The following is a 12023-nucleotide window of genomic DNA, read 5'->3' as shown; positions in this document are numbered from 1 at the left end:
GCGGGAATCAGCCTCTACAGCTGATTCCGCGGTTCTTTCTTTTTCCCGGCAGGAGCGATCGGACGGACGCGATCAGGCGAGGTGACGCCTCCAACGGTGCAAGCTCCAAGCCATCAGGCCGACTGTCACGCCGGCGAATAGGCAGATAGCGGGCAAGAGACCGAGCCGCTGCGCGGCGATGCCGAGCCCGAGGATCGGGAGGCTGACGCCCAGATAAGTCACCCCGTAATAGATCGATACGGCCTGCGCGCGATATTCGTCCGGGAGCATCCGCGCCGGAAGGCATCCTATAGGGCAGGCCTAATATTTAGGGGGTCAGATTAGACCCTCCTTTTCCCCCCTCGAAAGGATTGTTTCCGAAGTTTAAAAATCACCTAGTAAACAACAATTTTAAGAGATACTAAGCGGTTCGGGACGGGTGATAAAATAAGTCCAACAGGATGGAGGAATGGGAATGAGCATGAAAGCTGTTTCAGAATTGAAAACGATTCCAATAAGCAGCAAGAGGACATCGCGTCTCTCTCTGTTTTGGAAGAAAATCAAAAAACAGCATGTCCTAATATGGATGTCCGTTCCGATCATGCTGCATCTGGCGCTGTTCCAGTTCGTTCCGCTGTGGGGTTGGCTTATGGCATTCAAGGATTATCATATCGGACAGAGTTTGCTGGACGCGAAGTGGGTCGGGTTGAGGCATTTTCGAACGCTGCTCGGGCACGACGGCTTCCTCCAGGACTTGCGCAACAATATCGTCATGAATTCGATGCAGCTGGCATTGGGGACCGCATGCGCCGTCGCGTTGGCCATCGTCCTCAGCGAGCTGAGGAGCAAGGGCTTCGTCCGGGTCGTTCAGACGATGACCTACTTGCCTCACTTCGTGTCCATGGTCGTCGTCGCGAACATCTTCGTCATGCTGCTGTCCCCGGACGGCGGGTTGGTCAATGAGCTGATGATCAAGCTGGGCTGGATCGACGAAGGGATCTTCTTCTTCGGCAAGGCCACGTGGTTCTGGACCCTGCACACGATCATCATGACGTGGAAAGGATTCGGCTGGGGCGCGATCATCTACCTGGCCTCGATCTCCGGCATCGACCCGGGTCTGTACGATGCGGCGCACGTCGACGGCGCAAGCCGCTGGCAACGCGTGAAGTATATCGTACTCCCGTCGATCATTCCTACGTTGGTGCTGCTGACCATCCTCGATATCGGCTATCTGATGACCGGCGGCTTTGAATCGCAGTTCCTGCTAGGCAACGTAATCAATTCGGAATATTCCGAGGTTATCTCGATACTGGCGCTTAGGATCGGTTTGAACGAAGGGGACTTCTCGTTCGGTACGGCTGTCGGCATCTTCAATTCCGTCGTCAGCATGACACTCGTGCTGATCGTGAACGCGATTGCCAGAAGGTACAAATCCAACCTCTTTTAAATGGTTAGAACTTATCCTTGACGATTGGAGAGAATCCCACCATGCTTCTGCACCGGACTACGGGCGAACGAATCGTCGATGCCTTTCTCTACGTGCTGCTCGCGATAGCCGCCATATCGACCGTGTATCCCTTCCTTTACTTGCTTATCATTTCGCTTAACGAGACGACGGATGCCTTGAAAGGCGGCCTGTATCTGCTGCCCCGGAAGTTTACGCTCGAGAATTACGCTTATGTCTTCGAGAACGGCAAGCTTGCCCGGGCGGCGCTCAATTCCGTGCTGCGTACGGTGATTCATACGGTAATAACCGTCTTTTGCTGCGGCATGCTCGCATACGTGCTCAGCCGGCGAGAGTTTGTATTCCGCAAACTGTTCAGCTTCATCCTCATCATCACCATGTACGTCAGCGGGGGGTTGATTCCTACCTATCTGCTGATGAAGAGCTTGGGATTGATGAACACCTTTCTCGTTTATATCGTTCCAGGCATCGTGAGCGCTTTTTACGTCTTCGTCATGAGAACGTTTTTCGAGCAGCTGCCCGACGGACTCGTCGAGTCGGCGCATATCGACGGCGCGAACGATTTTCGGGTTTATACGCAGATCATCTTGTGGATCAGTCTTCCTGTCGTAGCGACGGTCGCGCTCTATGCCGCCGTCGGCGCATGGAATTCGTGGTTCGACAACTACCTGTACAACAGCCGCAACGAGAAGCTCGCCGTCCTCCAATACGAGCTGCAGAAGATGATTCAGACCGTCGAAACCAGTAATTCGGAAGGCGGAGACGGCGTGGGGCGACGAATTATATCGCCGCTTACCATCAAAGCGACGTTAACGATTCTCGTTACCGTGCCGATCCTGCTCGTCTATCCGTTCCTGCAAAAATATTTCGTTCAAGGCATGACGCTTGGGGCTATGAAGGACTGATTTCATTGCCAACTCCGGTAAGCAAGCGAAGAGGACGGTATGAAATAATAAATCGAATAAAAAAAATCGGAGGTCGCAACAATGCGGAAAAAGAGCAAGCTTAATTTGTTAAGCGTCTTATTGTTGGCCGCGATCATGCTGGTAACGGCATGCTCCAAGAGCAATAACGGCGCGGAGTCCTCGCAGAGCGCGAGCCCAAGTCCGAGTCCAAGCTCAACCGCCTCTGGAACCGCGTCCGCGTCGGCGGAGCCGTCTGCGTCGGCCACCTCGGCCGAAAGGAAGCCGTTCACGTTCACGATGAACACGGACAATCCGAACATGAACTGGACGAGCGACGTGGCGAAGGAAATTACGAAGCGCACGGGCGCAACCATTAAATGGGACATCATCACCGGCGACTTCCGGACGAAGATGAACGTCTGGCTCGCGGCGGGCGATTACCCCGAAGTCATCAACATTCACGACAATACGCTGCAGTCTTACATCCAAGCGAAGGCCGTGCTTGATCTGACCGATCTCATTAAAGAACATGCGCCGAACATTATGAAAGCATTTAACAACGATCTGTCGCTGCTTCAGGATCAAAACGACGGGAAAATTTACGGACTGCTGCAGCCCCCGACCCAGAAGGCGACTAATCTTTTGGAAAAGGGATGGCTCGCCATCCAGACCGCCGTTCTGAAAGAGGCGGGATATCCGCAGATCAAGACGCTCGAGGATGTCCACAAGATCGTGGCCGACTATATGAAGAAACATCCGGAGACCGGAGGGGGCAAGACCATCGGCTTCTCCAACTTCGGCGAAGCGAATCAGTTGTTCAATAATTTCGATAGCGCCGCACGCTTGTATGCCGGCTTCGCGAATACGTCGACCGTTGTCGTCGACGATCAGCTGAACGCCAGAGTGCGTTTCTTCGAGCCTGGCTATACCGACTTCTTCAAATTCTTGAACCAGATCAATAAGGAAGGGCTGTTCGACCCCGAATCGCTCGTTCAGACCCAAGAACAGTTTACGACAAAATGTAATCAGGGCCGCGTACTCGTCATATTCGGCGGCGGCAGCGATTGCAACGCCTCGCTGGAGAACAACAACATGTCCGACCACGCCTACGTCTGGTTCGACGTCGTCGCGCCCGGCGCGATTAAAAAGGTCGTGAAGCCTACCACGGAAGCGAACCGCGGCGGCGAGATGTGGCTGTCGATTACGAAAAACGCCAAGGATCCGGTTCGCATCATCCAGTTCTACGACGATATGTTCAAGCTTGAAAACCAGATTCTTGTCGGATGGGGCTTCGAGGGCAAGTACTATACGGTCGAGAACGGGAAGCGGGTCGTGACGGATTGGCTCGTCGATCAATATAAAACCCACCCGGATACGTTCTGGGAGGACGTGGGCTTAGGCTATGCCCGTCAAATGTCGGCCAACTACGGTTCCGGATTTACGCTGTCGGACGGCGACTTCGCGATGTGGCAATACTCGGAAAGCTGGATCTCCAAAACGACGAGCCCGGTCGTGGTCGATACGCTCTCGAAATACGGGGCCAAAACGCAATCCGATCTGCTCGTCAAGGGCGAAGAAAAGAATTATGGACGCACGGCCGGCAAGGGGACGGACGAAATGAAGAAGTTCACGACGGAAGCCATCGCCGAGTGGGGCAAAACGCTTCCGAAGTTCATCCTCGAGAAGGACCCGTCGAAGCTCGACGGCATCTGGCAAGGGCTCGAGAAGACGCTGAAGGAAAAAGGACTCGATGCGTACAACCAAGCCGCAACGAAAATTTTCCAAGACGCCGCGAAGGCAATGAACAAGTAAGCTTATAGGAGACAGGGTCGTTCCGGACAGCGCATCGCGCTGACGGCACGGCCCTTTCGTCTGGAGATGCGGAGGCGGATTCGTTTGGAGACGACCAAGACGTGGCGGGCGAGATGGATTCAGGATGCCGACTTCGGCGGTTTGGCGCCGCTGAACTTGCTGCATAAGGAGCTCGAGCCGGTCGATCTGCCGGAGCATCCGGCAGAACTGCTTAATCGGCATATGCTGGTTCGCCGGGTCTTTACGCTCGGGGCGGATGAGCGCGCGGGCAAACGGATGTGGCTCGATATTTCGGCGGACGATTATTTCAAGCTGTACCTGAACGGCGCGTTCGTCGCGCAGGGCCCCGCGCAAGGGTACGCGTTCCATTACCCGTACTTGCGCCTGGACGTCACGCAGTGGCTGCGTCCAGGCGACAATTTGATCGCCGTGCACGTGTATTATCAGGGCTTAATCAATCGCGCGTACAACAGCGGAGACTTGCGGCAGGGCATGATCGCCGAGCTGTTCGCGGACGACCGGCTGCTGCTCGCGAGCGACGATACCTGGAAATATACCGTAGCACGGCAATTCGGCGACGGGTCCGCGGAGACGGTCGGTTACCTGACGCAGTATCTGGAGCATATCGACAGCCGGCTGGAAGAGCGAGGCTGGCGGGAGCTCGCATACGACGACGGCGCCTGGAAGGCGTGCCATCCAGCGGAGGACGATGACCATCTCCTCGCGTTGCAATCGACGCCCCCGCTCGCCGTGTATCGGCGTACGCCCGCGTCGGTGACCAACCCGGAGCCCGGGCGCTACGTGATCGATTTCGGCACGGAGCTGACCGGTCAGTTCGTCATGGAAGCGCGCGGCGCGCCCGGCGAGCGACTGGAGATCCGCTGCGGGGAGGAAATGGACGATACCGGCGAGCATGTCCGATACGACATGCGCTGCAGCTGCAAGTACCGCGAATGGTGGACACTGTCGGGCGGGCTTGACGTACTGGAGCCGTTCGAATACAAGGCGTTCCGCTATGTCGAAGTGATCGGCTCGCCGGAAGCGATTCGGGTCGACTCGTTCGCGGCAATCGTGCGCCACTATCCGTTCGACGGCAACGCTTGCCGGTTTGAAGTGTCGGACGAGATGCTGCGTCAGGTGTGGACGATCTGCCGCAACGGCCTCGTCTACGGCACGCAGGAGCAGTACGTCGATTGCCCGAGCCGCGAGAAAGGCCAATACCTGGGCGACAACACGGTCATTATGCACGCCCATATGTACGCGACGGGCGATTTGCGGATGGTCAAGAAGGCGCTCTCCGATTTTGCGCTCGCCGCGCAGCACATTTGTCCGGGCGGCATGGCGGTGGCGCCGGGCAGCTTCATGCAGGAGATCGCCGATTTTTCTTTTCAGTGGCCGATGCAGCTGCTCGAATATTACCGTCATAGCGGAGACGCGGATTTTCTGCGCGAGATGGAGCCTGTCGCAAGCGCGATGGTCGGGTATTTCGACCGCTATCGTTCGGCTGGCGGGTTGCTTGAGCATGTCGTCGACAAGTGGAACGTCGTCGATTGGCCGGACGGACTTCGCGATGGCTACGACTTCCCGCTGTCGCGCCCGGTCGGTCCCGGCTGTCACAACGTGGTCAACGCTTTTTACTACGGTGCTTGCAGGGCGCTTGCCGATATCCGCGAAGCGCTGGGGGTGGACGCGGACGGGCTGAAGGCCGCCATGGCGCTGTTTCGGGACGCGTTCGTCGGGGCGTTTTACGACGCAGGCAACCGGCGATTCGTCGACGCGATCGGCTCGAAGCACGCCTCCTTGCATGCGAATGCGCTTCCGCTGCTGTTCGGGCTCGTGCCGGACGACGGGGCGTCGTCCGTCGTTTCCTGGCTCAAGAGCAGGAATATGAACTGCGGCGTTTATTTTTCCTATTTCCTGCTCAAGGCGCTGGCTGCGGCGGGGGAGACGGATTACGTCTACGCCAGGCTGACGGCCGAGGACGCGCGCTCCTGGGGGAACATGGTGAAGGAAGGCGCGACCACTTGCTTCGAGGCGTGGGGCAAGGATCAGAAGTGGAACACCAGCCTGTGCCATCCGTGGGCCAGCGCGCCGATCCCGCTTTTTATAGAAGAGATCATCGGACTGAAGCCCGGCGCGCCGGGGTGGACGGCCGTCAGGCTGGCGCCGCGCATCCCGGAGTCGCTGGAGCGCTTCGACTTCGCGTGCCGCGTGCGCACGGGGACGATCCGCATCGTATACGCGGATGGGGAGCTTGCGATCGAGGCGCCGGAAGGCGTGCCGGTCGTCCGCGCATAACAGCTGTCGCAAGTCATGGGAAGGGAGTCCTTACGTGGTAACTTCAACCGCAGTCGAACAACTGAACCGAATGGTGCGGCAAACGTTGTCGCTGAGTCAAAAGTACGGCCAGGACGAGCACGACGATATCGAATGGCGCTGGGCGCGGTGGGATTGGAGCATCGGCGTCGCGTTCTACGGCATCGCCCAAGCGTACGAGGTCGCTCCTCATGCCGGCTGGCACGAGGATATGCAGCGATGGATCGACGCCAAGATCGACGGCGGGATGGAAAATGTCTGCGTCAATTCGACGATGCCGCTTCATGCGGTGCTGTCGCTTCGCGAACGTCTCCTGGACGACCCTAAATACGAGCGCATTTGCGACCGCTACGACCGCTACCTGATGCAAGAACAAAAAAGAACGCCGAGCGGCGCGATTCCGCACTTCATGAGCGCCGGGGGCGCCGCCGCGGAGATCTGGGCGGACACCTTGTTCGTCAGCGTCATCTATCTGGCCAGACGCGGCGCGGCGCTTGGCGAGAAAAGCTACGTGCAAGAAGCGATGAAGCAGCTCGTCCTCCACATGGCCAAGTTGCGGGACGAATCGAGCAAGCTGTATTTTCACGGCTGGGACGACGTCGCGTCCAAGCCTCTCGGCTTTCTCTGGGGCAGAGGGAACGCCTGGGTCACGTCCGCCGCGGTCGACATCCTGCAGTACGAGCCGGAGGACACGCACGATAAGAGATTGGCCGTCGGCATGTTGAACGATCAATTGGAAGCGCTCGTGACATTGCAGGACGCATCGGGCATGTGGCGCACCGTGCTGGATCGGCCGGACAGCTATCTGGAGACGTCGGTCACGGCAGGCGTCGCCTACGGCATCTTGAAAGGCATCCGTCTCGGTCTCGTGGACGAGAAGTTCAAGCCGGCGGCAGAACGGGCGATGGCAGCCGTCCTCGCGAACGTCGACGCGGAAGGGAATGTCCTGGGCGGATCGTCGGGGACCGCGGTTCAGGCAGATCTGGAAGGCTACCGGACGATTCCGCTCCAGGTCACCGCGTTCACGCAAGGCTTAGGTTTGCTGGCCGTCGGCGAATGGATACGGTCCGAGCGGACAAAAGCTTCTCAGTAAAAGCCAGCAATGTCTCGTTTATAAAGAACGGCGTCCTCTCTAACATGATAGATAACGCATACAACACATGGCGTTTCGAGGCGAAGGCCGGGAAGGAATGGACGATGACACCGATCAAGACGAACGCTGTAGAACTGGACCGAGATTGGAAAATACAAGGCTTCGACGGAAGGGAGAACATTCCGGAAGCCGTGCACGGTACGAGCTTCGACGATACGGAATGGCTGGCTGCGGCGGTTCCGGGGGACGTGCATTCGACGCTCTTGGCGCACGGGCGCATCGAGGACCCGTTCTTTTCGACCAACGACCAAACTTGCCTGTGGATCGAGCGGAAAACATGGGTGTACCGCACGGTATTCGACCGTCCGAACGACGTGGAGACGGCCAGCCTGATGCTGGAGCTCGACGGCCTGGACACGCTCGCGGAGGTGTTCGTGAACGGCGAATCGGTCGCCGTCGCAGGCAATATGTTCTTGCCCGTCGAGGCGGAGCTCGCCGGCAAGCTGAAGGAGAAGGGCAACGTGCTCGTCGTCCGCTTCGATCCGGTCGTCGAATACGCGGCCAAGCAGGACGTCTCCCGCTTCTGGTCCAAGGTCAATTACGAACGAATATGGCTGCGCAAGTGCGCATGCAATTTTTCGTGGGACTGGAGCCCCCGCATCGTGACCGCCGGCATCTGGAAGGAAGTCCGCCTGAAGGTGGTCCATGCGGCGCGGCTCGCGCACCTGAACTTCAAGACGCTGTCGATCGGCCCGGACCGCGCGGAGGTCGAGGTCGAAGCCGAAGTCAGGCACCGCCGCGCAGACGCGCGACTGACGGCCGAGACGATCCTGCGCGGACGCGACGGCGAAGTCCGGTACGAGACGGATGCGAAGGACGGCAAGATCAGCGTACGGTTCGCGGTGGAGCAGCCTTCGCTCTGGTGGACGTTCGATCACGGCGAGCCCTTCCTGTACGACCTGACCGTAAATCTGCTTGCGGACGGCGAGCTCGTCGATACGTTGTCCGAGGAGGTCGGCATCCGCACGATCGAGGTCCGTCTTCAATCGGAGAGCGGCAGCCCCCGCTTCCAGTTCGTACTGAACGGGAGACCGATCTATGCCAAAGGCGCGAACTGGATTCCCGCCCACAACTTCATCGGCGCGATTCCCGACGAGCGCTACGAGGACCTCGTGACGCTCTCCCGCGAAGCGAACATGAACATGCTGCGCGTTTGGGGGGGCGGCGTCTATGAAAAGGCGGCGTTCTACCGGGCCTGCTCCCGTCAAGGCCTGCTGGTATGGCAGGACTTCATGTTCTCCTGCAGCGAGGTGCCCGATTACGACGAGGCGTTCATGGCTAGCGTACGCGCGGAGATCGTGGCCAACGTGAAGGCGCTGCGCAGCTATCCGTGCATCGCGATCTGGGCGGGCAACAACGAGAGCCAGGCCATCCATAGCGAAAAGATGTACTACCGCAGCGACACGCGATTCTACGGCGCGAAAATTTTCCACGAGCTGATGCCCGAGCTGCTGGCGCAGCTCGACCCGACGCGGCTCTATTGGCCCAGCTCGCCTTGGGGCGGCAACGATCCGAACAGCTTCGACGAAGGCGATACGCACAACTGGGCCGTGTGGGCGGGGGACGTTTATCCGCGCCATTACGGCGAAGCCTCCAAGATGGACGTCTCGCCGTACGGCATCTCCTACCGGCGATTCGCGGAGGACACCTCCAAGTTCAGCAGCGAGTTCGGCATTCACGGCAGCACGGTAAAGGAGACGCTTCGGCGCACCATCCCGGAGGAAGAGCTCTATTACGGCAGCTTCGAGGTCGATTATCGCAACAAGGACTACGAGCCGGAAAAGGCGACCATCACGATGGCGGGCTACTCGGGACTGCCGCGCGATCTGGACGAGTACATCGACTTCTCGATGCTGTGCCAGGCGGAGGGGCTTAAGTTCGGCGTCGAGCACTTCCGCAGGCGCATGCCCGAGAACGGGGGCTCCCTGATCTGGCAGCTCAACGACTGCTGGCCGGGCATCAGCTGGAGCCTGATCGACTATTACTTGTTCCCGAAGGCCTCATACTACTATGCCCGTCGCTTCTATCATCCGCTGCTGCTGTCGTTCAAGGAGGACGAAGGACGGATCTCCGTCTGGATGACCAACGACAGCGACGAGGCATTCGACGATACGATCGCGGTCGGCGTGCGCAGCTGCTTCGGCCAGTCGATCTACGAGCAGTCGTTCGAGGTTCGCGTCGCGGCCAATGCGTCCATGAAGATCGTCGAGTATGCGCCCGCCGAGATCGAGTGGCGCCTTGGCGTCATCGACAAGCGGTCCCGGTTCATGTTCGCTCGCAGCGCGCGGGAAGACGTCTACGACAATCATTTCTTTTTCGCCGAGCAAAAGGATCTGCGGTTCAGTCCCTGCCGGCTGCAAGCGACCAAGGAAGAAGGACCGGACGGCGTGCGCGTCACGATCGAGACCGATACGTTCGCCCGGTTCGTCAAGCTGGAGTGTCCGATCGATCATACGATGTTCTCGGACAACTACTTCAATCTGCTGCCCGGAGAACGCAGGACGGTGCTGGCGACGAATCGCAAGGGGACCCGCATCTTTGCTTCGGACATCGCCGTCTCGGCGCTCAACGCCAAACAAACGCAGCGACAGGAGGTTAGGGCATGAGCAGCAGCTATCTGATTCACGATATGGTCCGCGTCTGTCCGCAGACCGGGGAGGTGCTCGAGGAGCAGGCCCGCGCCGGGTCGTTGGCCGAGCTGGCCGAGGTTTCGTCGAATCCGGCTTCTCCGCGCAACGCGTACTTATCTTTTCAGTTGATCGTCAGGCTCGATGACGCGGGGCCATCCGCGATCCGCTTCGAGGTCGATCCCCTTCGGGGCGAGCACGATGAGATCGGCGCCGGCGAATTCGTCTTTTTCGCGCAGTGGTATCATCGCGTGAAAGGCCGGTATTACCCCGACGCTTTGGTGCCGCTGGACGGCGGAGACGCGGGGCCCCGCACCTTGTCCGCGATCTCGGCCGCGAACGAAGTCGAGGGCCAGGCCTACGCGGCCGTCTGGGTGGACCTGTTCGTCCCTGCCGGCGTCCGGCCAGGGGATTACCGCGGCGCGCTCCGCGCGACGACGGGCAGCGGGATCGATACGCACGAGATTCGGCTGCGCGTGCTTCAAACGGCCGTGCCGGACGAATCGCTGGTGATCGCCGACCTGAACAGCTACGCCGACAACCTTTCGCGCCGGATCGGCAGCCTGAGGCGCAATCCGGACCGCTACGAGGACGGCACGTATTTCAGGACGGAGCAGGCGTTTTTCCGCATGGCCCACGAGCACCGCTGCCTGCTGCATTATTTGCCATACGAGCATTCGGGTCGCATCCCCGCCGCATTTATTCCCGAGATCGAGGGCCGAGGCAAGGAGATGCGCGTCAAGGACTGGTCTACGTTCGACGAGCACTTCGGTCCTTATCTGGACGGCTCCGCCTTCGAAGGCACGAAGCGCGGCGCGATTCCGATTCCGTACATGTACTTGCCGTTCAACTTTCACTGGCCGGCCGACTACGTCAAGTTCGGAACGAAGGGCTATCGCACGGAGTTCGCGGGGATCATGGAGGAATTCCACCGCCACTTCACCGAGCGCGGTTGGCTGCGGACGAAGTTCGAGCTATTCCTGAACCACAAGAAGCGGTATAAGCTGTTCCCCTACGACGGCGACGAGACGCGCTTCGTCTGGGACGAGAAGGTGAACGACATTTATTACGATCTGGCGAAGGGCGTGCTGGAAAAGGAGAGTGGCGCGAAATTCGTCTTCCGGACCGATGCCAGCTGGAGCTACGGGCTGCACTTCGAGAAGTACGCGAATCTCATCAAGCTGTGGGTCGTCAATCACCAGATGTTTTCCTGGTTCCCGGAGAGTCTGGACGTGCTGCGCGATGCCGGCTGCGAGATATGGACCTACGGCGGGGCGGAGCGCATCTCTCGGCCCCTGCTCGCCACCGCGATCTCGCCGCTGGCCGCCGTGGCGCGAGGCGTGGACGGATTCGTGTATTGGGAAAACACGAAGTGGGGGGACGGTTGGCAAGAGACCCCCGATGCGGAAGGCAGCGAGACGATGTTCTACCCTGGAGACGAACTGTTCGGCCTCGAGGGACCGATCCCGTCGATCCGGCTCAAAGCGCTTCGAAATGCGATGCAGGTCGCGGACTGTATGGAGCAGTGGATCGGCGAGCAGCCTGCCGGGCTCGGCAGGGAGCGGATGGCCGAGGCGATCGTCGATTCGTTCGGCCTGGCGCCGGGCGCTTGGTGGCCCGGCAAGCCGAATTTTCTCGACAGGCCGCCCTACGAGTGGGAAAACGCCATGTTCAGCGAGGCGCCCCAGGCGTCGCTGCACGAGGGCCGGCCGTCGGAAACGTTTAACGACCTGAAGCAAAGCTTGTGGGCGATTCTGGGATAAGGG

8 protein-coding genes are annotated in these 12023 nt (G+C 59.3%); 7 read left to right on the top strand and 1 reads right to left on the bottom strand.

Annotation, left to right across the window (positions count from 1 at the left end):
* Nucleotides 1-72: 72 nt before the first annotated feature.
* Complete coding sequence (locus KB449_RS25125) at nucleotides 73-270, bottom strand: hypothetical protein (RefSeq protein ID WP_282910986.1); 198 nt, start codon at nucleotides 268-270, stop codon at nucleotides 73-75.
* 295 nt (nucleotides 271-565) lie between these two features.
* Here KB449_RS25125 and KB449_RS25120 point away from each other — a divergent pair, with 295 nt between their 5' ends.
* The 7 genes from KB449_RS25120 (at nucleotide 566) to KB449_RS25090 (ending at nucleotide 12020) form a co-directional block, all read left to right on the top strand.
* Nucleotides 566-1426 (top strand): ABC transporter permease, encoded by an 861-nt coding sequence (locus tag KB449_RS25120; protein WP_282910985.1) that lies wholly within the window; start codon nucleotides 566-568, stop codon nucleotides 1424-1426.
* A gap of 41 nt (nucleotides 1427-1467) precedes the next feature.
* Entirely contained in the window at nucleotides 1468-2349 is an 882-nt protein-coding gene (locus tag KB449_RS25115) for a carbohydrate ABC transporter permease (RefSeq protein WP_282910984.1), read from the top strand.
* A gap of 81 nt (nucleotides 2350-2430) precedes the next feature.
* Entirely contained in the window at nucleotides 2431-4161 is a 1731-nt protein-coding gene (locus KB449_RS25110) for a type 2 periplasmic-binding domain-containing protein (protein WP_282910983.1), read from the top strand.
* Between the two features lie 84 nt (nucleotides 4162-4245).
* Nucleotides 4246-6459, top strand: coding sequence for a family 78 glycoside hydrolase catalytic domain (locus KB449_RS25105; RefSeq protein WP_282910982.1), 2214 nt, complete (start codon nucleotides 4246-4248; stop codon nucleotides 6457-6459).
* A 34-nt stretch (nucleotides 6460-6493) separates the two neighbouring features.
* Nucleotides 6494-7570 carry a glycoside hydrolase family 88/105 protein gene (locus tag KB449_RS25100; RefSeq protein WP_282910981.1) on the top strand — a complete coding sequence of 359 codons (1077 nt, stop codon included), beginning with the start codon at nucleotides 6494-6496 and terminating at the stop codon, nucleotides 7568-7570.
* A 44-nt stretch (nucleotides 7571-7614) separates the two neighbouring features.
* Complete coding sequence (locus tag KB449_RS25095) at nucleotides 7615-10236, top strand: beta-mannosidase (RefSeq protein WP_282910980.1); 2622 nt, start codon at nucleotides 7615-7617, stop codon at nucleotides 10234-10236.
* Complete coding sequence (locus KB449_RS25090) at nucleotides 10233-12020, top strand: glycoside hydrolase domain-containing protein (protein ID WP_282910979.1); 1788 nt, start codon at nucleotides 10233-10235, stop codon at nucleotides 12018-12020. The genes KB449_RS25095 and KB449_RS25090 overlap by 4 nt, the downstream gene beginning before the upstream one ends.
* Nucleotides 12021-12023: the final 3 nt, after the last annotated feature.

It is taken from the genome of Cohnella hashimotonis (assembly GCF_030014955.1).
GTDB lineage: Bacteria > Bacillota > Bacilli > Paenibacillales > Paenibacillaceae > Cohnella > Cohnella hashimotonis.
This window is presented reverse-complemented; position numbering and strand designations above follow the sequence as displayed.

Excerpts from the sequence above, each read along its gene's own strand:
- KB449_RS25125 (WP_282910986.1), bottom strand. The coding sequence starts at position 270 with ATGCTCCCGGACGAATATCGCGCGCAGGCCGTATCGATCTATTACGGG.
- KB449_RS25120 (WP_282910985.1), top strand. The coding sequence starts at position 566 with ATGTCCGTTCCGATCATGCTGCATCTGGCGCTGTTCCAGTTCGTTCCG.
- KB449_RS25115 (WP_282910984.1), top strand. The coding sequence starts at position 1,468 with ATGCTTCTGCACCGGACTACGGGCGAACGAATCGTCGATGCCTTTCTC.
- KB449_RS25110 (WP_282910983.1), top strand. The coding sequence starts at position 2,431 with ATGCGGAAAAAGAGCAAGCTTAATTTGTTAAGCGTCTTATTGTTGGCC.
- KB449_RS25095 (WP_282910980.1), top strand. The coding sequence starts at position 7,615 with ATGATAGATAACGCATACAACACATGGCGTTTCGAGGCGAAGGCCGGG.
- KB449_RS25090 (WP_282910979.1), top strand. The coding sequence starts at position 10,233 with ATGAGCAGCAGCTATCTGATTCACGATATGGTCCGCGTCTGTCCGCAG.